The organism is Flavobacterium magnum (genome assembly GCF_003055625.1).
Taxonomy (GTDB): Bacteria; Bacteroidota; Bacteroidia; order Flavobacteriales; family Flavobacteriaceae; genus Flavobacterium; species Flavobacterium magnum.
This window is the reverse complement of sequence record NZ_CP028811.1, coordinates 3,347,287-3,373,394: the sequence shown is the minus strand read 5'-3', so window position 1 is coordinate 3,373,394 and position 26,108 is coordinate 3,347,287. Positions and strand designations below refer to the sequence as shown.

General features: G+C 47.8%; 24 protein-coding genes. 10 read left to right on the top strand and 14 right to left on the bottom strand.

The features are described 5' to 3' along the window. Positions 1–516 precede the first annotated feature (516 nt). The 4 genes from HYN48_RS14785 to HYN48_RS14770 form a co-directional block, all read right to left on the bottom strand. A complete protein-coding gene (locus HYN48_RS14785; protein WP_108373098.1) occupies positions 517–1,260 on the bottom strand; it encodes a shikimate dehydrogenase family protein in 744 nt (247 codons plus the stop codon). 72 nt (positions 1,261–1,332) lie between these two features. Then, complete coding sequence (locus tag HYN48_RS14780) at positions 1,333–2,727, bottom strand: tetratricopeptide repeat protein (protein WP_108373096.1); 1,395 nt, start codon at positions 2,725–2,727, stop codon at positions 1,333–1,335. An 84-nt stretch (positions 2,728–2,811) separates the two neighbouring features. After that, complete coding sequence (locus HYN48_RS14775) at positions 2,812–4,005, bottom strand: aspartate aminotransferase family protein (RefSeq protein WP_108373094.1); 1,194 nt, start codon at positions 4,003–4,005, stop codon at positions 2,812–2,814. Between the two features lie 101 nt (positions 4,006–4,106). Beyond that, positions 4,107–5,690: an OstA-like protein gene (locus HYN48_RS14770; protein ID WP_108373685.1), complete on the bottom strand. Its 1,584-nt coding sequence runs from the start codon at positions 5,688–5,690 to the stop codon at positions 4,107–4,109. 235 nt (positions 5,691–5,925) lie between these two features. Between HYN48_RS14770 and HYN48_RS14765 the strand changes: the two genes are divergently transcribed. From HYN48_RS14765 to HYN48_RS14740, 6 genes are all read left to right on the top strand, one after another. Beyond that, on the top strand, positions 5,926–7,806 hold the full coding sequence (locus HYN48_RS14765; protein ID WP_108373092.1) for an alpha-amylase family protein: 1,881 nt from the start codon (positions 5,926–5,928) through the stop codon (positions 7,804–7,806). Between the two features lie 47 nt (positions 7,807–7,853). Further along, positions 7,854–8,486 (top strand): hypothetical protein, encoded by a 633-nt coding sequence (locus HYN48_RS14760; RefSeq protein ID WP_108373089.1) that lies wholly within the window; start codon positions 7,854–7,856, stop codon positions 8,484–8,486. A gap of 234 nt (positions 8,487–8,720) precedes the next feature. Further along, positions 8,721–9,662, top strand: a complete 942-nt coding sequence (locus tag HYN48_RS14755) for a T9SS type A sorting domain-containing protein (RefSeq protein WP_108373086.1) — start codon at positions 8,721–8,723, stop codon at positions 9,660–9,662. A 110-nt stretch (positions 9,663–9,772) separates the two neighbouring features. After that, on the top strand, positions 9,773–10,243 hold the full coding sequence (locus HYN48_RS14750; RefSeq protein WP_108373084.1) for a response regulator transcription factor: 471 nt from the start codon (positions 9,773–9,775) through the stop codon (positions 10,241–10,243). Positions 10,244–10,352: 109 nt separating this feature from the next. Then, a complete protein-coding gene (locus tag HYN48_RS14745; protein ID WP_108373683.1) occupies positions 10,353–10,919 on the top strand; it encodes a DUF4199 domain-containing protein in 567 nt (188 codons plus the stop codon). After that, on the top strand, positions 10,916–11,293 hold the full coding sequence (locus HYN48_RS14740) for a VOC family protein (RefSeq protein ID WP_108373081.1): 378 nt from the start codon (positions 10,916–10,918) through the stop codon (positions 11,291–11,293). The genes HYN48_RS14745 and HYN48_RS14740 overlap by 4 nt, the downstream gene beginning before the upstream one ends. A 24-nt stretch (positions 11,294–11,317) precedes the next feature. Here the strand turns inward: HYN48_RS14740 and HYN48_RS14735 are convergent, their stop codons facing one another. Continuing rightward, a complete protein-coding gene (locus tag HYN48_RS14735) occupies positions 11,318–12,304 on the bottom strand; it encodes a GlxA family transcriptional regulator (protein WP_108373079.1) in 987 nt (328 codons plus the stop codon). Positions 12,305–12,431: 127 nt separating this feature from the next. Here HYN48_RS14735 and HYN48_RS14730 point away from each other — a divergent pair, with 127 nt between their 5' ends. The 4 genes from HYN48_RS14730 to HYN48_RS14715 all read left to right on the top strand — a co-directional run bounded on the left by HYN48_RS14730 (position 12,432) and on the right by HYN48_RS14715 (position 15,319). Next, on the top strand, positions 12,432–12,911 hold the full coding sequence (locus HYN48_RS14730; protein ID WP_108373077.1) for a DinB family protein: 480 nt from the start codon (positions 12,432–12,434) through the stop codon (positions 12,909–12,911). A gap of 5 nt (positions 12,912–12,916) precedes the next feature. Further along, positions 12,917–13,357 carry an SRPBCC family protein gene (locus tag HYN48_RS14725; protein ID WP_108373075.1) on the top strand — a complete coding sequence of 147 codons (441 nt, stop codon included), beginning with the start codon at positions 12,917–12,919 and terminating at the stop codon, positions 13,355–13,357. Between the two features lie 12 nt (positions 13,358–13,369). After that, entirely contained in the window at positions 13,370–13,864 is a 495-nt protein-coding gene (locus HYN48_RS14720) for an SRPBCC family protein (protein ID WP_108373073.1), read from the top strand. 90 nt (positions 13,865–13,954) lie between these two features. Beyond that, positions 13,955–15,319 carry an RCC1 domain-containing protein gene (locus HYN48_RS14715; protein ID WP_108373071.1) on the top strand — a complete coding sequence of 455 codons (1,365 nt, stop codon included), beginning with the start codon at positions 13,955–13,957 and terminating at the stop codon, positions 15,317–15,319. A gap of 25 nt (positions 15,320–15,344) precedes the next feature. Here HYN48_RS14715 and HYN48_RS14710 read toward each other — a convergent pair whose 3' ends face one another. The 9 genes from HYN48_RS14710 to HYN48_RS14670 form a co-directional block, all read right to left on the bottom strand. After that, the gene (locus tag HYN48_RS14710; RefSeq protein WP_108373068.1) at positions 15,345–16,616 is read right to left on the bottom strand and encodes an adenylosuccinate synthase; all 1,272 of its coding nucleotides are present in this window, start codon (positions 16,614–16,616) and stop codon (positions 15,345–15,347) included. Positions 16,617–16,783: 167 nt separating this feature from the next. Then, positions 16,784–17,284, bottom strand: a complete 501-nt coding sequence (locus tag HYN48_RS14705; protein ID WP_108373066.1) for a Fur family transcriptional regulator — start codon at positions 17,282–17,284, stop codon at positions 16,784–16,786. Positions 17,285–17,356: 72 nt separating this feature from the next. Beyond that, a complete protein-coding gene (locus HYN48_RS14700) occupies positions 17,357–17,818 on the bottom strand; it encodes a DUF1905 domain-containing protein (protein ID WP_108373064.1) in 462 nt (153 codons plus the stop codon). Between the two features lie 108 nt (positions 17,819–17,926). Continuing rightward, positions 17,927–20,143: a RelA/SpoT family protein gene (locus HYN48_RS14695; RefSeq protein WP_108373681.1), complete on the bottom strand. Its 2,217-nt coding sequence runs from the start codon at positions 20,141–20,143 to the stop codon at positions 17,927–17,929. A gap of 227 nt (positions 20,144–20,370) precedes the next feature. Beyond that, a complete protein-coding gene (locus HYN48_RS14690) occupies positions 20,371–21,903 on the bottom strand; it encodes a serine hydrolase (protein WP_108373062.1) in 1,533 nt (510 codons plus the stop codon). Positions 21,904–21,919: 16 nt separating this feature from the next. Further along, a complete protein-coding gene (locus HYN48_RS14685; protein ID WP_108373679.1) occupies positions 21,920–22,699 on the bottom strand; it encodes a TrmH family RNA methyltransferase in 780 nt (259 codons plus the stop codon). A 34-nt stretch (positions 22,700–22,733) separates the two neighbouring features. Next, the gene (locus HYN48_RS14680) at positions 22,734–23,723 is read right to left on the bottom strand and encodes a hypothetical protein (RefSeq protein ID WP_108373060.1); all 990 of its coding nucleotides are present in this window, start codon (positions 23,721–23,723) and stop codon (positions 22,734–22,736) included. Positions 23,724–23,732: 9 nt separating this feature from the next. Continuing rightward, positions 23,733–25,073: a DUF58 domain-containing protein gene (locus HYN48_RS14675; RefSeq protein WP_245945965.1), complete on the bottom strand. Its 1,341-nt coding sequence runs from the start codon at positions 25,071–25,073 to the stop codon at positions 23,733–23,735. Positions 25,074–25,082: 9 nt separating this feature from the next. After that, positions 25,083–26,099 (bottom strand): AAA family ATPase, encoded by a 1,017-nt coding sequence (locus HYN48_RS14670; RefSeq protein WP_108373055.1) that lies wholly within the window; start codon positions 26,097–26,099, stop codon positions 25,083–25,085. Positions 26,100–26,108: the final 9 nt, after the last annotated feature.

Here is a 26,108-nt window from a genome sequence, read left to right as displayed (position 1 = left end):
CGTCTGCAACCGATTCGCCGTTTTCATGTTCGGCCATAATAGCCTCTTCAAGGGTATTTTGCTGCGCATCTGCGTTTTCCTGGTTTGTTTCAGGCTGTTCAGGATCGGCAGCTTTCTCAGATGAAACAGCATTTGCAGGCGCTTCGTACCTGGCATTGGTGTCAAGCCCACGGTCATAATCTACCGGCTCTTCTTCCTGCAATTCCCCATTTTCATGCTCAGCCACAATCGCCTCCCCTAACGGTTCTTCCGTCTGTGGTGTAACTACATCCTCAGTCGTTTCAGGCGAGCCGTCATTTTTTATGGCATTTTCCTGATTTTGATCCGCTGTGCTTCCGTCTGCTTCGTGCAGGTTGTCATTCTTTTCTTCTAACATTTTTTAAAATGTATAACGTTCGTAATTTTTGAGGGCGTAAGGTAGTAAAGGCAGTTCAAAATTCAAAGAAAAACCTTGATATAAAAGCCTCAGGCCCTACATTTAATCAAATTCTTACAGGCAAACAAACTCAGGCCGGATCACGAATTCCAGATTTCCCATGCTTTCTCCGCCTGGAAAACCAACATGTCATAACCATTTTTGGTCACCGCCCCGAACGCGGCCGCTTTCCTGAGAAATGTCGTTTCGGAGGGGTTGTAAATCAGGTCGTAAGCGATATGCGAGGGCGTGAAACAATCATACGGTATGTTAGGATACTTATCCACTTCAGGGCTGGTGCCCAATGGCGTGCAATGGATTACAAGCAGGTATTCGCCCATCATATAAGGCGATACTTGTTCATAAGTTATGGTATTCGGGCCTTCGTTGCGGGATACAAATACATGCCCGATGCCGAGATTTTCCAAAGCAAACGAGACCGCTTTTGCAGCGCCTCCGGTGCCCAGGATCAGGGCCTTTTGATGTTCGGGTTTTAGCAGCGGTTCGATGGACTTGGTGAATCCGTACCAATCGGTGTTGTACCCCTTGAGTTTCCCTTTTTTGGTAAATTTTATCGTATTGACGGCACCGATGGCATTGGCCTTTTTCGACAATTTATCAAGGAATGGAATAACCGATGATTTGTAAGGTATCGTGACATTGAGTCCGCTCAGGTCCGGGTTGTTTTCAATGACATCCTGGAAATCTGTAATGTCAGGGATGTCGAAGTTTTGATACGTGTTGCCCTCGAGGCCTTCGCTGAGGAACTTTTCCGTAAAATAGGATTTTGAAAACGAGTAATCGATGTTCCGGCCAATAAGGCCGAACTGCCTGAAATCTGACATGGTGATGGGCTATAAAAAAACTATCCTTTGGCTAAGGATTCACCAAAGAATAGTTCTCAATGTATAAAAATATTATTTTCTGTATTTGTTGATGGCATTCTGCACGATTTTCCGCGTCCAGATCACCGGGAAAAGCTCCTCAAGCATGACATGATTTTCGAAGCTGTGGCGCAAGGCGTTTGCGATGTGGAATTTACCTTTGGTGTCCTCATGCAACATAAAATACAATCCGGCGAGGCGGTATTCCACTTCATAAGAGTCGGTGAAATACTCCGAAGCCTGCAACAACGTATCAATAGCAGTCTCAAATTCGCCAAGGAACTGCAGTATGTCTACCCAAAACAGCCAGGTGTCCAGCTCGGTATCGCCAAATTCAACTGCTTTCCGGTACCCGAATTCTGCCTCTTCAAAGAAGTTCATTTCCCTGTTGATTGTGGCGTAACGCTTCCAGTACAGGCGATTCTGGTTGTCGATATTCAGTGCCTTATTGACGTAGAACAACGCTTTCTGGAAATTTTTCTGGCGTACGTAAAAGTCGGTGATTGCGATCCAGCCTTTGTCCAGCAGCGGATCTTCATGCACGGTCTTGTTGTAAAATTTCAATGCCAGTGCCTTATTGCCCAGCCGTTCATGGCACTTGCCGATGCGCAGCAAAGCATAAGATGTCGGATCTTCCAATTCGATAGTGCGGCTATATGCCTCAATCGCCTCTTCGAAGCGCTTAAGCCTTTCAAGCGATTTGGCCTTTTCCATGAACGCGCCAAGGAATTCGTCATCAATCAGCGTGGCATAATCGAATGCGCGCAATGCCTTTTCATACTCCTTGAGTCCGTAATGGAGCCGGCCCGTCTGATGCCAGGCGATTTCACTGTATGGATTGCGTTCGATATATTTGGCAAGATAATCAATGGCCTCCTGGTTTTGATCCAGGAATTCGAAGCAGTACACCACATTATACAAGGCGGCCTGGTCTTCAAAATCCTCCTCAAGGCATCGGATAAAACTGTCTTTTGCCATTTCAAGGTTGTCCATAAAAAGGTATTCCATGCCCATGAGATTGTACACATCGGCATAGTCGTCAGTATATTGCAGCGCGGTTTTTAGAAATTCGACCGCTTTTTCGTGATCATCGCGTTTCGAGTAAATGCTTGCTTTCTGTATATAGATTTCTTCGTTATGCGGTTCAATCGCAAACAGTTCGTTCAACAGCTTTTCGGCTGCATCGAGTTTATCATCATAGACCAGCATTTCTACCTGCACAAGCTTGAGGCCTGTGGATTTGGGATGCTGTTCCAGTGCTAATTTTAAGGCTTTTTTTGCTAACGACGCTTTACCCATGTCGAGGTAATGAAGGATAATTTCTTCAAATTCCTCAGAGTCAAAAAAGAGTACCTTGTTGGTTTTCAACATTGACTCGAATCTGGATAAGGATAAATTGTAGTCTTCTTCTTCGTTGCTTAATTGCATACTTCTTATCTTTAAAATTATCCTAACTAAAAGTAGGTAACGATATCGTTAAAACGGTTTTGGAAATTTATTGTTGTGAACAACTTAATTAACAACATCGTTCATTATCTCATCCAATGTGTCAAGGATGATGGCGCAGCCTTTACGGATTTCCGCCTCTGATATCGTCAACGGCGGTGTAATCCTGATCGCACGTCCTTCAAAGAGCAGCCAGAACAGAATGAGCCCTTTTTCCTGGCAGCGTAAAATTACGCGGTTGGTCATCTCAGCCGATGGCGTCATCGCGGCGAGCATCAAACCTTTTCCGCGTATCTCTGTTATCAAAGGATGGACCAAAAGCGACCGTATCAGGGTTTCTTTTTCCAAAGCCTGCGGCATCAGCCCGGTTTCGGTGATTTCGCGGAGGGTGGCGAGGCAGGCTGCCGCTATGACAGGATGTCCGCCGAAGGTCGTGATGTGTCCCAGCTTAGGGTCATGGCTCAGCAAATCCATCATTTTTGAAGAAGCGACGAAACCGCCTACAGGCATGCCGCCGCCCATTCCTTTACCAATAATAATTACGTCGGGGACGGCGTCATAGTTTTCAAAACCGAATAATTTCCCCGTGCGGCCAAACCCGGGCTGGATTTCATCCACGATCAGGATTGCGCCCACCTCGCTACAGCGCTCACGTACCTTTCGCAGGAAGCCGTTTTCAGGCTGTATAAAACCGGCACCACCCTGTATGCTTTCGAGGATGACGCCTGCAGTCTTGTGTGTAATTTTTTGCAAATCCGCTTCGCTGTTGAAATTGATGAAATCGACGTCGGGAACCAATGGCCTGAAAATCTGTTTTCGTTCTTCGAAGCCCATGACGCTCATCGAGCCCATAGTATTGCCATGGTAGGCATTGTGGCATGAGACCAGCTGGCTGCGCCCGGTGACACGTCGGGCGAGTTTTAAAGCGCCTTCCGTGGCTTCGGTACCTGAATTGACGAGATAGACTTTATCGAGAGTTGCGGGCAGGTGGGAGACGAGCATTTTGCAATAGGCTACCGCCGGATCCTGCGCGTATTCGCCATACACCATGACATGCGAATACTTATCGAGTTGCGCTTTGATCGCGTCATTCACACGCGGGTTCCGATGCCCGACGGAAACCGCAGACACTCCGGCGACAAAATCGAGAAATGGCTTGCCGTTTACATCATATATATAGGAACCGTCGGCATGCGACACTTCCATCCCGAGCGGGTATGGGGAGGTTTGTGCCTGATATTTGAGGAAATCATTAAGCATGGTGATCGTAATTAAAATAGGTAATCGTCAGAAAATAGGGCAGCCATTATTTTGTGGCTGTATTGTTAGCCTGTATCGATAGGTTGATAACCTGCTGTTTCCTACGGCTGTTTGGGATTGTTCTTGTCATAATCCTTCGTCTCCTTCCGTACTTTCATGGGCTGGTCAGGCTTCAGCTCCTGTTTCTTTTTATCAGCCTGGATTTTGGCATCCAGTTCATTTTCCTCTGCGGGAAAGATGTCGTCTTTCGACTTGATGCGCTCGTCTTCGCGCCAGATAAATCCACGGAGTTTACGCGCGTTTTCAGGTAATTTGCTTTCGGGATACAAATCGCTGTCCGGCTTGTCGAATTGCGTAATCTCATCAATCTCATTATCCTTGAGCCTGAGGTTTATTCTGCTGCTGACGCTTTTATTGATGCCAATGAGTTCCTGCTGGTCATTTCGCATGAAATAGACGATTTCAGTATTTTTGACCACATCGGCCTCATCCAGCTTATTGTCCTTAAACTTTCCATAAAGATTGACACCCTTCACCTGGTTGAAACCATTGCCGACCGTATCTTTCGCAATAATAAACGCATTGTTGAGCACCTTGAGGGAGTCAAGTTTTTCGGTGTTGTTGTTTCCGATTAAATGCATCACATCGCCGGTAAGCTGGTTTTTGCCATTCCAGATAATCGGCCTGCCGATGAGTTTGGTCAGCGCGTCCTTCTGACTCGAATGAATTGAGTCGCACTTGCCGCTCATGTCGCTTTTGTAGAAACGCGCATTATCGAACGCACGGATGACACGGTTTTCCGGTTTTCCGGTAATGAGGAGCCTCTTGCCGTGTATGTATACCGAATCATTCTCCAGCAGGTTGATGGCTACGGCGCGCCTGGTGACGAACATCGAATCCTTGGCCTTGAAAATTTCGGCATAATGGCCTTTTACAAGTCCTTTGTTAATCGAATCGGTGATTTTTACATTGCGGCTCGCCGACGCGAATTCCCTGGTACGGTCATAATACAAACTATCGCCTTCGATGAGGCGGTCCTTATACCTGATGTACGATTTGGACAGGAAATGCCCGACATTTTTCTTGTTGTCATAAAATCCCTTTTCGGTATAAATATAATCCTTGTCGCTCGTGATGGTCGAAGGCCCGAAAAGGTAAGCGTGTCCCGAATTGCTGTAGTAGTCCAGGTGGTTGGATTTGATTACGTATTTCGGATTGGTAATGGTAACCGCGGTCAGGAACTGGAACTTCTTTTCCTTTGCATAATAACGGCCGGACTTACTTTTAAGCGTGTTTTCCTTATTGACTATGGTTCCCGGGGTGTTGTAATAGGCCTGCTGGATATTGCGGTCAAAATGAATCGTGTCGGTCGTCAGGGTCATGTCAGGCGTGCGTAAAACCGGATTACCGGTCGCGAGGGCCTGTTTCACATTGCCATTGTATTCGGCGTAGTCGCTGGTCATGTGCAGCGTGTCGCCCTGGACCATGTGGAACGCGCCAAATGCTTTGAGATAGTTTTCCTTCTTGAAAAAATAAGCCTTATTGCACGTCATGATAACACCGTCGTGGTTTACGCGGACATTGCCGGTCAGCAACGCCACATCCGGAAGTTTCGCTTCATCGATGTCAAAATGATCTGCGTATTCGATCACGATGGGCTTGCCTTTTTGTGCAAAAGCAGGCATGACCGACAATAAAAACAGGGAACAGGCCAGGAAGAAAAAGTAATTTTTCAACGGATCTTATTTTTTCGCCAAATTTAAGTAAAATGTACCAATACGCATTTTTATTGGGAAAGAATTAAGGAACTACTGGCGCACAGTATCGTAAGCCAAAAAAATCGTTCACGATACTTCTCAGCACCCCGGACGGAGAACTTCCGATCTTTCTCCTATATTTGCATCCAACACATGCATTACAATGAAAAAAATTCTGACTGCTGCGCTGATCCTGTGTGCCATCACGGCCTCAGCACAGGATAAAAAGACAAAAGCTATGCCGGATAAGAAAAAGGAAGCTGCCGCCCCGCAAAGGAAAGCGGTCGTGTATCAGGTTTTTACCAGACTTTTCGGAAATAAGAAAACACTGAACAGGGCCTGGGGTACCAAGGAGCAAAACGGCGTAGGCAAGTTCAGCGATTTTACCGACCGTGCATTGTCTGAAATTAAAAAATTAGGCGTCACGCACATATGGTATACCGGTGTGCCACATCATGCGATGGTGTCCGATTATACGGCCTACGGCATTTCCAATGATGACCCGGACGTCGTCAAAGGACGCGCCGGATCACCGTATGCCGTGAAGGATTACTATAATGTCGACCCGGATCTCGCCGACGACCCTTCGCAAAGGCTGCAGGAATTCCAGGCACTGATTGCCCGTACGCACAAGCACGGCATGAAAGTCATCATCGACATTGTGCCAAACCACATTGCCCGCAAATATGAAGGAAAATCAAATCCCAAAGGCGTCAGGGATTTCGGAGCGGATGACGACACCTCGGTAGAATACAAGCGCGACAACAATTTTTATTACATTCCGGGCAAGGCGTTCCAGGTGCCGGTTTCGGAAAGCTACAAGCCGCTTAATGGCGAGAAGAACCCGTTGTCAGACAGGAAATTTAACGAGAACCCGGCCAAATGGACCGGCAATGGGTCGCGCGAGCCGCAACCCGGGATCGACGATTGGTACGAAACCGTAAAAGTCAATTATGGCGTGCGGCCTGACGGACGGAAAGATTTTCCGGAAATGCCGCAGGCACTCGGCGGTCGGCCATATGAAGAGCACTATCGGTTCTGGGAAGGTAAGGATGTACCGGATTCCTGGAAGAAGTTCCGTGACATTGCCTTGTATTGGACCGCAATGGGCGTAGACGGTTTCCGTTACGACATGGCGGAAATGGTGCCTTATGAATTCTGGAGCTACATGAATTCCGCCATAAAAATGCGCAATCCGGAGGCTTTCCTGATGGCTGAAGTCTACAATCCGAAAGAATACCGTAATTACATACAGTTCGGTAAAATGGATTACCTGTATGATAAGGTCGAAACCTACGACAGGCTAAAAGCGGTGATTCAGGGCAAAAGCCTCCCGGATCCGCTGGCTGAAATCCAATTGGGACTGGGAGACATCGAGCAACACATGCTGCATTTCCTCGATAACCACGATGAGCAACGACTGGCCAGTGATGCATTTGCAGGCACTGCTGAAAAGGGCAAGCCGCTGATGGTGTATTCGGCTACCGTGGGAAGTTCACCCACGATGATATATTTTGGTCAGGAGGTAGGTGAGGCGGCCAATGAGGATGCCGGATTCGGAAAACCGACGCGCACGTCTATCTTCGATTATATCGGCGTTCCGAGCCACCAGCGATGGATGAATAATGGGGAATTTGACGGTGGGCAACTGTCGGCCGAGGAAAAGCAGCTGCGCGATTTTTATTCAAGGTTGCTGAACTTTACCATTGCCAGCGAGGCGTTGATGGGGAAGTACCAGGACATCCAAAGCATCAACAGGAAGAAAACAAAAGGATACAGTGAAGGGATTTATTCGTTCGTAAGATGGTCCGACAATGAAGAACTCGTGATCATCAATAATTTTTCGTGGGTTACAAAAAGCCAGTTCAACCTGATTATCCCTGCGGATGTCATCCGGAACTGGTCGTTGCGCGACGGTACTTACAGGCTGCAGGACCAATTGTACCTCAAGGAAGGTGCCACGCTCTTCGTCAACAACGGTGTGGGTACGATTGCAGTGACCATCAACCCGTCAGAATCATTCGTGTTTAAGCTGCTGAAGTAATTGCCGGATTTCATAATTTTACAGGCGATCAAACGTTATGTGTCAGGATGAAGCATTTGGTGTACTTTTTATTGGTTTGCAGCTGCGGGATCTACGCTCAGGGTGATGTCGGGAAGAAGTTTACCCCGATATTGCCTGCAAGGACCTCAACCAATGCACCCGTGAATGAAAATCCCGTACCGCCGGCGCCCAGTATTTTCGACAAGAAGCCGGAACCCGTGAAACCCTGGCCGGAAATGCCAAAAAAGGGGATGATGGACCAACCTGACTTTGTGGATCCGGGGAAACCTTACGAGGACAAACTCAATAGGCAGCATGCGCTTTCCGAAGACCAACAGGCCATCCGTAAAGACCAATATCTGGGCGACGTAAAGACCAGTTCGGGATCGGTCAACATCATGTATCGTGACCATGAGTTCGTCGATGGCGACCAGATCCGCATTTTTGCCAACGGGATCATTGCACGGTCGATTGTGACCTTAGGCGGGGAATTCCAGGGATTTGAACTGGCTTTGGTTCCCGGCTTCAATACCATCGAATTTGAGGCACTCAACCAGGGAACTTCCGGTCCCAATACTGCACAGCTCGTCGTTTACAATGATAAAGGCGAAGTGATTTCGGCAAAAAACTGGAACCTTGCCACAGGATTTAAAGCTACGATTATCGTAGTGAAGGAATAGCGCCTGACGTTTTAAATAGTAATAGATTAGCTGCCATCGGGCGGCTTTTTTGTTTATGAATATGTTGATAAAATGGAGTATAAAATCTCATAAAAGGAATTTTATTAAACAATTAATTTTGGATATTGCGACTAATTAATTGAAATAAGGAAATGCCTATGAAACAAAGTCGGAAATAGTGAAACAGCGACTCTAAAAACTGCTTACACCCCAATCCCCTAAATCCTACTATTTATGAAAACCATTACAAACGCAATTTTTTTGCTTGCGCTTGCCTGTTCCTGCCTTACCTACGGGCAAACAGGTTGTGCTGGCTCCGTCTCGGTCATGAGCCGCGACAAAAAAACACTGTATTCCGAGACAGTCTATGACGCTTCCGGCCAGGTGCAGTCGGCTACAGGTGCAATACCCTGGGATACGCCGGTACATTTTAAGATCATGTCGTCCTGCGGTGCGGCGTCTTATTTCCTTTCGCCAGAACTTGAGGGTGGTTACGACCACTATGACACCGGCAGCAGCCGTTTCAACGCTGACAATCGTCTGCTGGAATTCGACACTTCTTTTTCCAATCCGATGCAGCAGGAGAATCCGAGGATTGCCATCCTGGCCGTCATGAATGGTACGCTTTCAACCATCAGGATGGATTTCGCGGCCGTTCCCCCGCCACCGCCGCCGGCCAACTGCCTCAGTTACGAAACCACAAAATGTGGGGATCTGGAGTGCATACGCTTCAAAAGGTTTGCTGACGAGTGTCACATGTGCTACAAGGTGTTTGTCAAGTATGACGACGGCAGTATGGGATCATTTCCGATCAGTTTCACCACAGGCAATACGGTGATGATTTGTTCTGAGAAACCGATATATGCCGTAATCAGTTCAATCGCCATTGACTGCAGGGAAAGCGGGTTTGAGCGCAAGGCTCCCGTCACCGAAGCCACCGAAAGTTCCAAACGGGTGAATTTATCTCCCAATCCGGCACAGTCCCAGATTTTCTTCGAAGGGGAGAACCTGGGTGCCTATAAAATTTCTGTTTTCGATGCCAACGGCAGGACGATTATCGATGCGGCTACGCCCGACCATCCGGTCAACATTTCAGGCTATGCGCCGGGCATCTATTTTTACACACTGACAGATGGTAGCGGCTATTTACAGCGTGGAAAAGTAGTCAAACAATAATTCCTTTTTTCTTTATTTCAATTAATGCTTTATAATGGATCATCACAAACCGCCTCAAGGGGCGGTTTTTTTATTGCCGTTTTCTCTGTAAAATTTTAGACATTTGCAGCATGACCGGGAACCCGCTTACCAAATATCGCGCTATAATCCTTTACGGGCTGAGCCTGGCCTTGCTGATGTTTTTGCTGCGTTGGCTCGAATTGCGGTTCATTATCTTCAGCAATGCATTCGAAGTCTATGCCGGCATCATCGCGCTGGTCTTTACCGCACTCGGGATTTGGCTGGCCCTCAAGCTGTCAAAACCCAAAGTACATACGCTCGTTGTGGAAAAACCGGTCTACGTCAGTAATGATTCGTTCGTACAGGACGTCGCTTTGGTTTCGCGGCTTGAATTGAGCAAACGCGAAATGGAAATTTTAAGTCTGCTGGCATCCGGCCACAGCAACCAGGAAATCGCAGGGTCACTGTTCATCTCGTTAAGCACCGTGAAGACTCATCTGCAAAACCTTTTTGAGAAACTGGATGTCAAACGCAGGACACAGGCTGTCGACAAAGCGCGGCGCCTGAAACTGATCCCGTAACCGCCATACTTTAGTATGAATTACGGTGATGAACCGAAAAATGGCCGAAAGTATGAGCCTGTTTTCCGAAACAGTAGACACCTTTGCGTCAAACTTTAAAACGAAAGACATGAAAAAAATTGCACTTACTTATGGATTGATTGCCGGCACCGTGGTATCGGCATTTATGCTGTTCTCGATGAATTATTTAAGCCATTGCAACGGCGACGTCGATTACGGCACGAGCATGGCTGTGGGTTACGCGTCGATGCTGATCGCTTTTTCGCTGGTATTTGTAGGGATTAAAAACTACAGGGACAACCACAATGGCGGTATCATCAGTTTCGGGAAGGCGTTTAAGGTCGGATTGTTCATCTCTTTGATTGCCTCCACGATGTATGTTGTGGCGTGGCTCATCGATTTCTTTTACTTTATTCCTGATTTCATTGACAAGTATTCCGCCCACATGCTTGCCGAGCTTAGGGCCAGCGGAGCGAGCCAGGTAAAAATCGCTGCAAAGGCCAGCGAAATTGCTTCCTTTGCGGTACAGTACAGAAATCCATTCTTCACCGCCATCATGACTTACGCCGAAATTTTACCTGTGGGATTGGTAGTCACATTGATCAGTTCGTTAATTTTGAAAAGACAACCGGTAGCGGATGAAAAAGATTTATCAACCGAAATTCATAACCTATGAAAAAAGTAACAGGGATTGGTGGCATATTTTTTAAAAGTAAGGACCCAAAGGCAATGAACGAATGGTACCGAACCCACCTGGGCATCGAAATGAGTCCGTGGGGCGCTAAATTCGAATGGCGCGATGCCGGAAATCCTGAAATTAAGGGCTCGACGGCTTGGCGCATCTTTGACAATGGCACCGACTATTTCGAGCCCTCTGATCGGGATTTTATGGTCAATTACAGGGTGCAGGATATGGAAGCCATGGTCGCACAGCTCAGAAGCGCAGGAGTGACGATCCTGGATGAGATAGTCGTATCTGATTTTGGCAAATTCGTGCACATCCTGGACGCCGAAGGCAACAAGTTGCAATTGTGTGAACCCATTGGCTAAGTTCCAAATCCGTTTCGGCCGCATTTAGGCGACCGCGGACCCGCTGTTATACTTCTCCCGATAACTCACGGGCGACATCCCGGTAATTTTCCTGAAAACGTCGCGGAATGCTTTTACATCGGAGTAACCCACTTCGTACATCACTTCGTTAATGGTTTTCCGCGTGGTTTCAAATGCCTTTTTTGCGGCCTCAATCCGCACACGCTGTACATATTCCACCGGTGTATTTCCCGTGGCCTTGATAAAACGGCGGTCAAAATTGCGCCTCCCGACGGCAAATCGGTCGGCGAGCTGTTCCATTACAATCTTTTCCTGCAGGTGATTCTCTATGAATGCCTGCGCTTGCTGGACCATGCCATCGCCATGCTGTTTTTGGCCGGTGAAGATCATGAACGGTGACTGGCTGTTGCGGTCCATTTCGATCTGGAACATCTTTGAACAAAGGATGGCCGTTTCCCGGTCGTAATATTTTTCAACCAGATAGAGGATCAGGTTTAAGAATGAGAAGGCGCCGCCATTGGTATAAATGCCATTTTCATCCGTGATGAGCAAATTGGTCTGTAGGTTGACTTTCGGGAACATTTGCCGGAAAGTCTCTTCAGCAGCCCAATGGGTGGAGCAGCTTTTCCCGTCAAGGAGTCCCGACGAGGCCAGCAGGAATGCGCCCGTACACATTGTAGCGACCGCTGCGCCTTCCTTGTAGCGCTTTACTACCCAGTCGGTCATCGACTTATTTCGGTCGATCGAACCCGGATAATCATGATTGTTCAGTGCCGACATGATGATGAGGTCAGTCCGGGCAATTTGGGAAATATTGACGTGCGGCTTCACAGAAAATAAGCCGTCATAAAATTCGACTTCCTCGGAAATTCCGGCCAGCTGTATCACAAACCGGTCGCTGCCGTGGGCATTTTTCCAGAACGCGTTTGCCTTCAGGAATACCTTATATGTACAGATAATGCTGGACAGTTTGCTTTGTCCGTCGGGCACTAACAGGGTAAGGTGTTTCATTGTATGATTTTTTTACGAAGATAATACTATTGGTTGTCCAAATCAACCCACGGCAATGTCTCTTTTACACCCCGTCGAAGTGGTAAACAGACGCTAGATTTGTACAAATCAACTAAAAAGAAGAAAAATGACTTTAGAACAAATTATGGTAAAAATGACTTTTGACCGATGGAACGCGCTGATGAAGCAATTCAATACGGTGCTCGAATCACTTTCGGATGAGCAACTACAGCAGGAAATCTCGCCCGGAAGAAATCGCGGGATCTACCTTTTAGGTCACCTGACCGCAGTACACGACAGTATGATTCCGTTGTTGGATCTCGGGGAGAAACTGTATCCGGAGATGGAGGAGACGTTCCTCAGGCAGCCGGACAGGGCCGCGGCTCAAATGCCGTCTGCTGAAACATTAAGACACGCCTGGCAGCAGGTGAGTGCTGTGCTGGATGGGCACTTTGCGCAGATGCAGCCTTCCGATTGGTTCCTGAAGCACACCGCCGTCAGCACGGAGGATTTTGCAAACGAACCTTACCGCAATAAGCTCAACATCATCGTCACCCGCGCCAGCCATCTGGCATACCATCTCGGGCAATTCATCTTAATACGATAATCGTTATGGCAGCGACTGATTTTACCTGCGTTTTAAAAACGAAGAGAAGTCCGGAAGACGTATTCCACGCCATCGGTAACGTGCGTGCCTGGTGGTCAGGTTATTATAATGAGGAAATCACCGGCGACACCGAAAAGCTCGATGACGAGTTCAGTTTCCGGGCGGGCGATGGCGCGCATTACAGCAGGCACAGGCTTGTCGAGGTGGTACCAAGCAAAAGAATCGTATGGCTTACCACTGAAGGCGCACTGAGTTTCGTCGACAAGCAGGACGAGTGGGTGGGTACAAAAATCATTTTTGACATTTCACAAGACGGGGGCGAAACGACACTCACCTTCACGCACGAGGGGCTGACGCCTGAGACGCCTTGCTATGACGCCTGTGCGCCGGCCTGGTCACAATACCTCGAGCATAAATTATTGCCTTTGATCAATTCAGATAACTAAAAACTCCTACCTATGAACAACCAGGATTATACGACCAGTTTTCTCGTAAACGAGTCTCCAAAAGCAGTTTTTGAGGCAATCAACCATGTTAAAGGTTGGTGGAGCGAGAACATTAAAGGCGCTACCGATACTTTGGATTCGGTGTTCCTTTACAATTATAAAGATGTACACGTCTGCAAACTGAAAATCATCGAATTCATCCCCGATGAGATTGTGGTGTGGCACGTGCTGGAGAACCATTTCAACTTTACAACCGATGACAGCGAATGGAAAGACAACAAGATTATTTTTGAAATTTCTGAAAAAGACGGCCAGACACGACTGGTGTTTACGCAAGTCGGCCTGACGCCACAGTACGAATGTTACGAGGTATGTAAAGATGCCTGGACGAGTTACATCCAGGGCAGCCTTAAAAATTTAATCACGACCGGCAAAGGAAATCCAAACACCAAAGAGGAAGATCTGAATCAGGAACTGATTGAGAAGTGGAATTTGCCGAGGAAGTAGGACAAAAAACTTCAATCAAGATCCGAAATCCTGCTCAAAACGGCAAAAAAAGAACTATTTTTTATATATTTAGATCCAAATATATATTTTATGAGAAGGTCATTCGCTGTTATAGCTGTCATATTTATTACTTATACGAAAGTCATTGGGCAATGTTGGCAGTCAGTGTCTCCTGGACATCGATACATCCAAACCATGAAGAATGACGGGACTATGTGGGCATGGGGTTTTAATGGGAATGGTGAGTTGGGGACGGGTAATTACGTTTTTCATGATATTCCAATCCAAGTCAATACGATAAGTGATTTGAGCTCTGTATATGGTGGCGTTAGTCATACCGCTGCTTTAAAGTCAAACGGTACTTTATGGGTTTGGGGACGAAATGTAGATGGTCAGTTGGGAAATGGTACTACGAATATAAATCCTTTACCTCAACAAATTGGAATAGATACTTGGCTCACTATTTCTATAGGCGGCTCGAGTACACACGGCATAAAATCTGACGGAACACTTTGGGGATGGGGAAGCAATTTACACGGGTTTGTAGGTGATGGAACTTATACCACTCGTCTTTCTCCAGTTCAGATTGGTAACGATAACACGTGGATTTCAGTTTTTGAAGGAGTGAATAATACTTTTGCAATAAAGAGCAATGGAACTTTATGGGGATGTGGCTGGAATCAATACGGACAAGTAGGGGTTGGGCAAACGGGAGATTCAGTAAATACAATGACACAAATTGGTTTAGAAAATGATTGGACTTTAGCCCACACGGGACGTACACATACGGTTGCCTTAAAAAATGATGGTAGTCTGTGGGTTTGGGGTGGAAATACTTACGGACAGCTCGGAGATGGTACGATAATTGACAAAAACACCCCTTTTCAAATACAAACCGATCATGCATGGATATCTGTAGGCGCAGGACTTCATCATACAATTGCTGTGAGAAGCGACGGAACTTTATGGAGTTGGGGATTTAATACTAATGGTGAATTAGGCAACGGGAATAATGACGATCAAAATCTGCCACAGCAAATAGGTAGCGATTCAGACTGGGTTTCTGTTTGGGGTATGTACCAGAACAGTGTAGCACAAAAAGCGGATGGAAGTCTATGGATTACGGGCACGAATGTAGTCGGACAATTAGGTATTGGTTATCTTTCAGGACCATCGAATGTATTTATACCTGTCAGTTGCACACCACTAGGAATTACCGACATCGCAGATGAATCAATTTCGATAGGTCCAAATCCTACAGAGGATATTTTGTATATAAATAATCCTGAACAAAGGCCCTTTGATTTGATAATGTACGATATAACCGGAAAAACGATATACGAGCTCCATAACAATGTCACAGAGTTGGATGTTTCAGGATTTGAAAAAGGTTTTTATATTGTCATGGTACACACTGAAACGGGAAATAAAGCATTCAAGATTTTTAAAAAATAAAAAAGCCGCTTCCCAGCGGCTTTCCTTATTTCATAATCGTCTGCTTCCTGTCCGGCCCGACAGATACAATCTTTATCGGCACTTCACATTCCTTTTCGATGAATTCAATATAGGATTTCAGTTCTGAAGGCAGCTCGTCATAGCCTGTCATGCCCGTCAGGTCGGCCTGCCAGCCTTTGAATTCCGTATACACGGGCTGTACATTTTCAGGTTCGATATTGTATGGGAGGTGGTCGATTTGCTTTCCTAAATAATCATAGGCGGTGCATACCTGAAGCGTTGGGAATCCTGAAAGCACGTCGCCTTTCATCATCATGAGCTGGGTCACGCCGTTGACGCGGATTGCGTATTTCAAGGCAACGAGATCCAGCCACCCACAACGCCTTTGCCTGCCTGTCACCGATCCGAATTCGTTACCGATGCGCGCCATATCGGCTCCCGTCTGGTCAAACAGCTCTGTCGGGAACGGGCCGCTGCCGACGCGTGTCGCATAGGCCTTGAAAATCCCGTACACTTCCCCGATGTGGTTCGGCGCGATACCGAGTCCGGTGCAGGCTCCGGCTGCAGTCGTGTTTGATGAGGTAACAAACGGGTAAGTCCCAAAGTCCACATCAAGCAGTGACCCCTGAGCGCCTTCGGCAAGGATGGATTTCCCGGCTTTCTGTGCCTGGTAAAGATACTCCTCGCTGTCAATGAAAGTCAGTTTTTTGAGTTCGGCCACCGCTTCGAAAAATTCCTTTTCGAGTTCTGCCAGGTTATACTGTATGGATACATCGTAAAATTTAATCATGGCCTCATGCTTGTCAGCCAGGTGGCGGTAGCGCTCCCTGAAATCGTCCAGCTCCAGATCGCCCACGCGCAGGCCGTTTCGCCCGGTCTTGTCCATATAAGTCGGTCCGATGCCTTTTAAAGTGGAACCGATTTTAGCCTTGCCCTTGGCCGCTTCCGAAGCCGCGTCCAGCAGACGGTGTGTGGGTAAAATAAGGTGTGCTTTTCGGGAAATGAACAATTTGTTCTTGATGTCGATTTGGAATTTCTCCAGGCCTTCGATTTCCTTCTGGAAGACTACCGGGTCAATGACGACGCCATTCCCGATGATGTTGATCGAATTCTTGTGGAAAATCCCTGAGGGAATCGTACGTAAGACATGCTTGATGCCATCGAATTCCAAAGTGTGTCCGGCGTTCGGGCCGCCCTGGAAGCGTGCGATAATGTCATACTTTGAAGTGAGTACATCGACAATCTTGCCTTTACCTTCGTCGCCCCACTGGAGGCCTAATAATAAATCTACGGTCATTTTGTTAGGAATAATCAATCATTGATAACGGTGTAACGGTTGTGGTTGCTGCCAATGATTTATGGTTGTTGTGTGTTTAAAGTTCTTTTTTCGCGGGACCGCGCCAGGGATCGCAGCAAGGTGCCGTGCACCGCGGAGAGCCCGGGCCGAAGGCGGCGCCCCAATAATTATGTGCCAGACGAGGCTGATCCTTCCTGCGCTTCGGTCTCTGTATCGATTTTCCGTTTGTTGCCATACAGGTACAGCGAATGGTTGTGAATCTCGATGTCGAAGATTTCCTCGATCGTCTTTTTGATCGTCTGGATGCGCGGATCGCAGAATTCAATCACTTCGCCTGTGTCGGTCATGATGATGTGGTCGTGCTGTTTGTCGAAGTATGATTTCTCATAATGCGCCTGGTTTTGCCCGAACTGGTGCTTGCGTACCAGCGCACAGTCCAGCAGCAACTCAATCGTGTTGTACAACGTGGCACGGCTCACCCGATAGTTTTTGTTTTTCATTTTGATGTAGAGGTTTTCTATATCAAAATGCTCCTCGCTGTCGTAAATTTCCTGAAGGATTGCGTACCGTTCCGGCGTTTTGCGGTGGCCTTTCTTCTCCAGGTATTTGGTGAAAACGTTCTTGACGATTTCCTGGTTTTTGCTGTTATCTACCGATATAAGTGTCATGCCGCAAAGATAATGGATAATTGATAATGGGCAATTGATAATTGATAATTAGTGCGCTGCAACAGCGGATCGCTAATCGTGGCTTGCGAGCCGGTCCATTGCCTTGGCCATCCGTTCAATCTTCTCGTCTTCGGTTCTGGCCGAAAAGATGTGGTCGAGCATTTCCTGCTGTTGCTTTTGGGGCAAATTCCTGAATTGGCTGAGGATTTTCGGCTCTTCCTGAAGGCAGAGCATAAAGTCGTCCGGTATGGCTGATTGCGGCTCGTCAAGGTACAGCACCAGTTTTACCGTGTCACCCGATGCTTTACCGATGGCCTTGCGGATTTCCGCTTTTACAGCCAGGAACGTGCCTTTTTTCATCGCCCAGATGTGGATGCCGTCAAGTACATACCCGTCAATCGTACCGCGTACTTTCACGGTGCTGTTTTTCTTTTTGGGCAGGTTCGGCATTACAGGCATGCTGATGAATGTCCAGCCGCCTTTGCCTTCTGATTTCTGGAGTTGGATGTGGTCGTTAAAGAAGGGTTCCTGCATGGTTGTTCATTTTGGTCAGGCTTTTGCTGAAACTGTCTCGCGTTCCATATTGAGTATCCCGATGGATTCCTGAATGCGTTCTGAAAACATCCGATCAGTGCGGGACGTTTACTTGTAAACCCGCGTCACCTTATCGATACCGTCAATTTTCTGGATGTTTTCCACCATGCGCTTCAGGATGGTATTGTTCTGTACGATCACTGTGACCTGCCCTTTGAAGATCCCCGCCTCGCTGCTCAGTGAGATGCTCTGGATGTTTACGTGCATGTTGCTGGAAATGACTTTAGTGAGCTCGTTCGTAAGTCCGAGGCTGTCCATACCCGTGATGTTCAATATCGCCTTGAATTCCTGCTGGGTCGAGTCGATCCATTTCGCCTGGATGATGCGATAGGCATAATTCGACTGCAGGCTGATGGCATTGGGGCAGTCTTTTTTGTGGACTTTAATCCCCTCATTGATCGTAATGAACCCAAATACCTCATCCCCGGGAATCGGGTTGCAGCAGGTCGACAGCTTGTAGTCGAGCTTGTCGTGTTCCGGCCCGAATACCAGCATGTCATAATTGCTTGTGATCTCGTCTTTCTGGATCTGCTCGGGATTGTAATTTGGCGTACGTTTGATCTTGCTCTTGAAGAAATTCATCAGCGTATTGCTCTTCAGCGATGCATATTCCTTCAATTGCGCGTTTTCCAGCGATCCGATCCCTGCACGGTAATACAGGTCGAGGCTGGTCTTGAGCTTAAAAAAGCTCACCAGTTCATTGATCGTATTTTCGTTTACATTGATTTTGAGGTGGCGCAATTTTCGCGTCAGGAGCTCCTTGCCTTCCTCAGCAATCTTCTTGGTGTCTTCGTTCAGGACACTCTTGATTTTATTTTTGGCCCTCGCAGTGGTCACATACTCCAGCCAGTGCATCGTGGGTTTTTGATTTTGGGAAGTGATAACCTCAATCTGGTCACCGCTTTTGAGCTCATAATTCAGCGGAACGAGCTTGCCATTCACGCGTGTGCCACGTGTCCTGATTCCGATCGCGGAGTGGATGCTGAATGCGAAATCCAGCGATGTCGCGCCTTTTGGCAGCGATTTGATCTCGCCCTTGGGGGTGAATACGAAAATTTCCTTCGAATAGAGATTCATCTTAAAATCCTCGACGAAATCCACGGCGTTGGTTTCCTGGTTTTCGAGTGCTTCCTTAAGAAGGTTCAGCCAGATATCCAGCCCGCTTTCCTCATTGGCGCCCTGTTTGTATTTGTAATGCGCGGCGTATCCTTTTTCGGCAATTTCATCCATGCGTTCGCTTCGTACCTGTACTTCTACCCAACGGCCTTTCGGACCCATTACAGTTGTATGCAGCGCTTCGTACCCGGTTGATTTGGGCGAGGATATCCAGTCGCGTAACCGGCTCGGACTTGGACGGAAATGGTCGGTGACTATCGAATAGATTTTCCACGCGATGAACTTTTCATCGTGTACGCTGGACCGGTAGACGATGCGCAGCGCAAACTTGTCATAGACCTCGTCATAACTCACATTCTGCGCTTTCATTTTGCGGCGTATGGAATAGATTGACTTTGGGCGGCCTTTAATGATGTAGTCCAATCCCTCGGTATCGAGCGATTGCTTCAACACGTCAGAAATGCTCTTAATGTATTCGTCCTGCTCTTCCTTGGTTTCCTTCATCTTGCTCAGGATTTCATGATACACCTGTGGTTCCGTATATTTCAGTCCGAGGTCCTCAAGTTTTTGCTTGATGTTGTAAAGGCCAAGGCGGTGGGCGAGCGGGGCATAAATGTATAAGGTTTCCGAGGCGATTTTGGTCTGCTTGTGCTCCGCCATCGACTCCATTGTCTGCATGTTGTGCAGCCTGTCGGCGAGCTTGATCAGGATAACGCGTACATCGTCATTGAGGGTGAGCAGCATTTTTCGAAAATTTTCGGCCTGCATCGAGATATTGAGGTCTTTCTGCACCTGCGAAATCTTCGTGAGTCCTTCGACAATCTGCGCGATTTTGGAATTGAACATTTTCTCAATATCCTCAATCGTCACATCAGTATCCTCGACGACATCGTGCATCAGGGCCGCGGCAATCGCCGTAGCGCCGAGACCGATTTCGGAAGCGACGATTTTTGCTACTGCGATCGGATGGAAGATGTACGCCTCGCCGGATTTGCGCCGCTGGTCCTTGTGCGCGTCGACGGCGACATCAAACGCCTTGCGTATGAGTTTCTTATCTTCTACGCTCAGCGTCTGGTAGCTGATACGCAACAGTTCTTTGTACTCACGGGCAATCGCTTTATTCTCCTGTTCTATTTCAATTTCTGTCATGTGTGAAAACATTCAATTCCTAAAAATAGGACAAAGAATTGGAATGTGCAAACGCGGTTCGCAGTTCTGCTAGCAGGTACGGGTCGCGCGGTGGTTTATGTTTGCCTGACTATCGACTCCACTGGCGCCGTAGCGCCATGCCGGAATTTGGTGTTAATAGCCTGACACATACGTGCTGCCCTTTCTTCAGGATGGTTTCCAATGATTTTTCGGGTTGAAAGCGAAGGCTACTGCTTTGCTTTTTTTGTGAAATACAGATCCTGAAAATCGTAGCTGAAATCCGTCAATGGGGAAATGGCCTTCATTTCGAATTCGGTATTGCCGTTTTTAAACAGCACAAAGGCATCAGCATGGAAGTAGCGGTTGTTCCACCGGACGGCAAACTGATTTTCCTTATAAAGAAACATCTCGCCTGTGAGTTGTGGCGAGCGCTTCGAAGCGAAGTACAGCCTGCCTTTTTTTTCAGTAATCGACACGTCGCCGAACCATTTATCGCTGTATACGCCGGTGTATTTTGAGCCATCCGCGGTCAACTGTCCGTTTTGGTTTTTTGCAACGGCCGCCCAGACTTCATCGGTGATTTTATCGGCATTGTCCTCGCTGGCCCGGTCCTTGTCAGCATAAAATTTTACCCAGTCGCTTGGTGCGATGCCGAGATAACTGTCTTTGATGGTATTCGAAATCGCATTAAACGCAGACCCGGATTGCTGGTTTGTCAGCACGATGATCCCGAGGTTAAGCTCCGGAAACATAATGACCTGTGTCACGATGCCTTCCAAACCTCCGGTATGGGTTACCTGTTTATACCCTTTCACATCGCTCAGGAACCAGCCCAGTCCGTAGGCCTTGAAATGAGAATTGTATGGCGCAGCGGCAGTAACCGGAATGATTGTCTGCGGTGTCCACATCTCGGTTTGCGTTTTTTTGGAAAAGAGTTGGGTGTCGCCATATTTCCCCTGATTGAGCTGCATCAGCACCCATTTGCCAAGGTCGTTTACGCTCGTATAAATACCCGCTGCCGCATCAAATATGTTGTTGCGGTAGCGCTCGATGACTTTAAGTTTGCCGTCAATCGGGACATGAGGCACAATGACGTTCGACGTGTCCCTTAACAGGTTCCAGGACGGCGCGCTGTGATTCATCTCTAACGGCTTCATGATGCGTTGCGACACAAAGTCGTTCCAGCTCGTGCCGCTTACGCGGGCGACGACCTCACCCGCGATCACATACAGCAGGTTGTCGTAGTCATATTTTGTCCGAAAGGCCGAAACAGGTTTTAAGTATTGGATGTTCTTGATGATGTCCTTCGGGGTGAAATCATGCCCGTCGGGCCAGATCATCAGATCGCCCGCGCCGAGTCCGAGGCCGCTGCGGTGGGTGAGCAGGTCGCGTATTGTAAATTCACTCGTCACATAGTCGTTGTACATCTTGAATTCCGGGATGTATTTGATGACCTTGTCGTCCCAGCCCATCTTATTTTCGTCGACGAGCATGGCCAGTGCCGCGCTGGTAAACGCCTTGCTGTTAGAGGCAATTCCAAACAGGGTATTGGCGTCCACGCTTTCCCGGGTTATGATCGAGCGCACGCCGTAGCCTTTTGCAAGCACGACTTTCCCGTCTTTTATGATGCCCACGGCGATACCCGGGACATCAAATGTTTTCAGCGTCCGGTTTACCAGCTCATCAACCTGCGGCTCGCTGAGTTGCGCTGAAAGGCTATTGGCAATCAATAATGTAAAAATCCAAAAAAATGCTCTCATAATTTTTAAGTCTGAATTAAAACCCGCGCTGCCGTTTCGCCTCAAATATCAAGACCGCCGCTGCGACGGAAACATTCATTGAATCGATTTCGCCCTGCATCGGGATGATGATATTTTGTGTAGCGGCGTCGCGCCAGGGTTGTGTGAGGCCCGTTGCCTCGGTCCCGACTACCAAAGCGCTTGGCGCAGTGTAGTCCTGGGTGTGGTATGGGGTCGCATCCTGTAAGGTGGCGCAGTAAATGGCGATATTTTTCTCTTTGAGAAAGGCAATGACTTCCAGTGTACTGCCCACGGCGACAGTGTTGGTGAAAATACAGCCTACGCTGGAGCGCACGACATTGGGATTATACAAATCCGCTTTGGCATCGGCGATGATGACAGCGTCGAGTCCGGCGGCGTCTGCAGTGCGCAGCAACGCACCGATATTTCCGGGTTTTTCGGGCGACTCGGCCACGAGGATAAGCGGGTTGTCGGGCAGATTCAAAGCGTCGAGCGACAAATCCCTGCTTTGGGCAACGGCAAGGATGCCTTCAGTAGTGTCCCGGTAAGCGAGTTTTTGGTATACTTCCCTGTTGATTTCAATCGGCTGGGTATGCAATTTGCGCGCTTCGGCTTCGGGGCAGATTTCAGGCCAGAATAACAGTGCTTCAAGGGAAAAGCCACCCTTCAGCGCCAGTTCGATCTCACGTTTGCCTTCAATCAGGAAAGTGCCGCTTTGTTTGCGCGCCCTGGATTTTTCCTGGAGCTGCACCAATGATTTTATGAATGGGTTTTGAACCGAAGTGATTTGTTTCAACATGGAAATTTTGGTTAAAAATAGCGAAGATTTTTCAGCCTGCCGCCTTGAGCCTTAAATGTTTGCGGATATCGATAAAAATCCTGTGGTTCAGCGGGAACTCGAGCAGCACATGCGCGATGCTTAAGATGTAAAGCCATTTCAGTCCGGTGTTGTAGTCATACAAATACAGGCCAATGGAAGCCAGCCAGATCGTAAGGATTCCGATCCCCTTGATACGAGAGGTCTTGTGCCATTGAATCACCGACGTTTTTGAAAACCAGTTAAGATAGTGGTAGGTGTAGGCAAAAGCGATGAAACGCATCACCTTAACCCCGGCATCAGAAAAGAAAACCAGCTGGTTTTGGTCGTCGGCTGACGTAAGGCGGGCTTTGATTTCGGTAAAATGCAGAAAATCGAAAAGCTGCGCCATCCGGATGTTCAGGCTTTGGAAAATGCGGTAACTGTCTGTGAGGTATTCAGAAATCACCGATTGATTCCAGGCGCTGCCGGCCATTACCAAACCCAGCGAACAACTCACGAACACCACTATGGAAGCGATACCCATATGGCTTTTCCCGCGGAGTGCCCCCAGTAAAATAAAAAGTCCGGTGAATATAAAGACGTGCACCACCGTAGGCAAAAACATCGAAAACACGATGCGGAAGGGCTTATAAAAAAATACCGTAAGCAGGATTCCGGCGGCAAGGATTCCCGACAGGGCGGCAAGCCGTCTGCGCCAACTCCCGATAAAAAGCAATGCCAAAGAGCCGAAAAATGTAGTAAAGATCAGCAGCGGCGAGTAGCCTTTCAGGTTGAAAATCCCCGTGATCGCCAGCAGCAGAATGAAAAAGGCGATAAAATATTGATCGTTTTTGCGGGTCAGGAAAAAATTCTTCTGCTGCAGCCAATTGATTTCGGTGAGGTAATGCAGCGGGCCGAGCACCGCATATACGAAAAGGAACAACTCAAATGGAATCAGCAGCGCCAGGACCATCGAAAGCAGCATCAGCAGGATATTGAAAAAATCTAAGTTGCGGGTCATGATGCAAAACTACAAAATTCCGCGCGCCTTAATCTCGAGATATTTGTTGATGGTGTCCAAAGTAAGATTTTCAGGCCGGGTCAGCACCGAATGAATGCCGTATTTCCTCAACTCATTGACAATGAGCCGTTTCTCAAAAGCAAATTTCTCAGCGATGGCTTTGTCATACACCTGCCTGATGTTTTCGGATTTTTGCCGGATCATCGCATCCAGTTCGGTATTGTTAAAGAAAATGACCACCAGAAGATGGCTTTTTGAAATCGCTTTCAGGTACGGCAGTTGGCGGTGCAGGCCGTCGAGGCTTTCAAAATTCGTGTACAGCAGGATCAGGCTGCGGTGGCTGATGTTTTTACGGATGTCGGCGTACAGCCGGCTGTAATCACTTTCAAAAAAGTCGGTTTTGACATTATACAGGCTTTCGAGGATCTTTTCCATTTGCGATGACCTTTTCTCAGCCACAACGCGGTTTTCAACTTTTTTGGAAAAGGTAAGCATCCCGGCCTTATCGTGCTTTTTCAGGATGACGTTAGAAAGTACCAGGGTAGCATTGATAGCATAATCCAGCAGGCTCAAGCCGTTAAACGGCATTTTCATCACACGGCCTTTGTCAATCGCCATATAAACCGATTGTGATTTTTCATCCTGGAATTGGTTGACCATCAGTGCATTTTTCTTGGCCGTGGCTTTCCAGTTCAGCGTCCTGATGTCGTCGCCCTGGGTGTATTCCTTAATCTGTTCGAATTCCATCGAATGCCCGATACGCCTGATTTTTTTTACACCGTATTGGAACAGGTTGTTCGAGAAAGCCATCAGGTCGTATTTCCTGAGCTGTACATATGACGGGTATGCAGGAACGATGCGCCCTTTTTCGAAAGTAAACCGCCTTGAGACGATTCCCAGCGGCGATGACACGTAAACATTCAGGTTGCCGAACGAATATTCACCGCGTTCGACCGGTCGCAGCTGGTAGGTAAATTGCTTTTCCGAAGAGGCCGCTATCTTTTTTTCTATATTGAAATTGCGGATCTGGAACTGGAAAGGAATCTCATCTATGATGCGCACCCGGATCGGGAATGTGTAAAAATTCCGGATGGTGACCGTAATGGGATTCTCATCGCCGTTAGACAATTTTTCCGGCATCGCCCGCGTGGCATCAATACCTTTTCCGACAACAAAGACAATGAGGGTGTCCAGGGCTAAAATGAACAGCAGTGCAAAAAACAGGAAACGCGCCGCATCGAACAAAAAAGGAAAAATAAAGGCGCAGATGAATACCAGCATCATCCCCATCAGCATGAAGAAAAACCGGTGGTTGATATACAATCGCCTGAAAAAATGCAATGCGCCCATGTTGTGTTTTTATCTCGGGATTTCTACCGAGTCGAGAATTGTCTTAATAATTTCCGTGCTTGTAATGCCTTCCATTTCGCGTTCCGGAGTGACAATGACGCGGTGCTGCAACACCGGCACCGCAGCTTCCTTGATGTCTTCGGGCGTAACAAAGTCGCGCCCGCGTATCGCGGCAAATCCTTTCGCGGCGTTCAGTATCGCAATCGAGGCACGCGGTGAGGCGCCAAGGTACAGGAATGCATTTTCACGCGTGTTGACGACTATTTTCGCGATGTATTCCAGCAGGTTCGGCTCGACGATCACCTGTTTGACCAGCGATTGGTAATTTTTAATATCTGCTGCCGTAAGCAACATTTTGATATTGTCCAGTTTGCCATGATCCTGCAACTGATGCTCACGCTGGATAATCGAAATTTCCTCATCGAGTTTTGGATAATCAATCGAAATCTTGAACAGGAACCTGTCGAGTTGCGCCTCCGGAAGACGGTAGGTGCCTTCCTGCTCAATCGGGTTTTGCGTGGCAATCACCAGGAAGGGTGCTTCCATCGCAAACGACTGACCGTCAATGGTAATCTGGCGCTCTTCCATCACTTCGAACAGTGCAGCCTGGGTTTTAGCCGGTGCGCGGTTGATCTCGTCGATGAGGATCAGGTTGGCAAAAATCGGTCCTTTCTTAAATTCAAATTCTGATTTCTTGAGGTCAAATACTGATGTTCCCAAAATATCTGACGGCATCAGGTCGGGCGTGAACTGGATGCGTCCAAAATCGATATTGAGCGTACGCGCCAGCAACTTGGCCGTGATGGTTTTGGCCACCCCAGGCACCCCTTCAAGCAGGACATGGCCGTTTGACAAAATGGCGACGAGCAGCTGGTCAACCATTTTGTGCTGGCCCACGATGACCGAAGCCAGCTCTGCCTTTACAGCGGTCAGGCTTTCCTGAAGCGGCTTGAGATCCAGACGCGACTCGAAATTGATGTTTTCACCTTTTGGCTGGTTTTCAGCCCCGTTTTCAAAATTTTCCATACTGTATGA

Excerpts from the sequence above, each read along its gene's own strand:
- HYN48_RS14785 (WP_108373098.1), bottom strand. The coding sequence starts at position 1,260 with ATGTCAGATTTCAGGCAGTTCGGCCTTATTGGCCGGAACATCGATTAC.
- HYN48_RS14780 (WP_108373096.1), bottom strand. The coding sequence starts at position 2,727 with ATGCAATTAAGCAACGAAGAAGAAGACTACAATTTATCCTTATCCAGA.
- HYN48_RS14775 (WP_108373094.1), bottom strand. The coding sequence starts at position 4,005 with ATGCTTAATGATTTCCTCAAATATCAGGCACAAACCTCCCCATACCCG.
- HYN48_RS14770 (WP_108373685.1), bottom strand. The coding sequence starts at position 5,690 with ATGCCTGCTTTTGCACAAAAAGGCAAGCCCATCGTGATCGAATACGCA.
- HYN48_RS14765 (WP_108373092.1), top strand. The coding sequence starts at position 5,926 with ATGAAAAAAATTCTGACTGCTGCGCTGATCCTGTGTGCCATCACGGCC.
- HYN48_RS14760 (WP_108373089.1), top strand. The coding sequence starts at position 7,854 with ATGAAGCATTTGGTGTACTTTTTATTGGTTTGCAGCTGCGGGATCTAC.
- HYN48_RS14755 (WP_108373086.1), top strand. The coding sequence starts at position 8,721 with ATGAAAACCATTACAAACGCAATTTTTTTGCTTGCGCTTGCCTGTTCC.
- HYN48_RS14750 (WP_108373084.1), top strand. The coding sequence starts at position 9,773 with ATGACCGGGAACCCGCTTACCAAATATCGCGCTATAATCCTTTACGGG.
- HYN48_RS14745 (WP_108373683.1), top strand. The coding sequence starts at position 10,353 with ATGAAAAAAATTGCACTTACTTATGGATTGATTGCCGGCACCGTGGTA.
- HYN48_RS14740 (WP_108373081.1), top strand. The coding sequence starts at position 10,916 with ATGAAAAAAGTAACAGGGATTGGTGGCATATTTTTTAAAAGTAAGGAC.
- HYN48_RS14735 (WP_108373079.1), bottom strand. The coding sequence starts at position 12,304 with ATGAAACACCTTACCCTGTTAGTGCCCGACGGACAAAGCAAACTGTCC.
- HYN48_RS14730 (WP_108373077.1), top strand. The coding sequence starts at position 12,432 with ATGACTTTAGAACAAATTATGGTAAAAATGACTTTTGACCGATGGAAC.
- HYN48_RS14725 (WP_108373075.1), top strand. The coding sequence starts at position 12,917 with ATGGCAGCGACTGATTTTACCTGCGTTTTAAAAACGAAGAGAAGTCCG.
- HYN48_RS14720 (WP_108373073.1), top strand. The coding sequence starts at position 13,370 with ATGAACAACCAGGATTATACGACCAGTTTTCTCGTAAACGAGTCTCCA.
- HYN48_RS14715 (WP_108373071.1), top strand. The coding sequence starts at position 13,955 with ATGAGAAGGTCATTCGCTGTTATAGCTGTCATATTTATTACTTATACG.
- HYN48_RS14710 (WP_108373068.1), bottom strand. The coding sequence starts at position 16,616 with ATGACCGTAGATTTATTATTAGGCCTCCAGTGGGGCGACGAAGGTAAA.
- HYN48_RS14705 (WP_108373066.1), bottom strand. The coding sequence starts at position 17,284 with ATGACACTTATATCGGTAGATAACAGCAAAAACCAGGAAATCGTCAAG.
- HYN48_RS14700 (WP_108373064.1), bottom strand. The coding sequence starts at position 17,818 with ATGCAGGAACCCTTCTTTAACGACCACATCCAACTCCAGAAATCAGAA.
- HYN48_RS14695 (WP_108373681.1), bottom strand. The coding sequence starts at position 20,143 with ATGACAGAAATTGAAATAGAACAGGAGAATAAAGCGATTGCCCGTGAG.
- HYN48_RS14690 (WP_108373062.1), bottom strand. The coding sequence starts at position 21,903 with ATGAGAGCATTTTTTTGGATTTTTACATTATTGATTGCCAATAGCCTT.
- HYN48_RS14680 (WP_108373060.1), bottom strand. The coding sequence starts at position 23,723 with ATGACCCGCAACTTAGATTTTTTCAATATCCTGCTGATGCTGCTTTCG.
- HYN48_RS14675 (WP_245945965.1), bottom strand. The coding sequence starts at position 25,073 with ATGGGCGCATTGCATTTTTTCAGGCGATTGTATATCAACCACCGGTTT.
- HYN48_RS14670 (WP_108373055.1), bottom strand. The coding sequence starts at position 26,099 with ATGGAAAATTTTGAAAACGGGGCTGAAAACCAGCCAAAAGGTGAAAAC.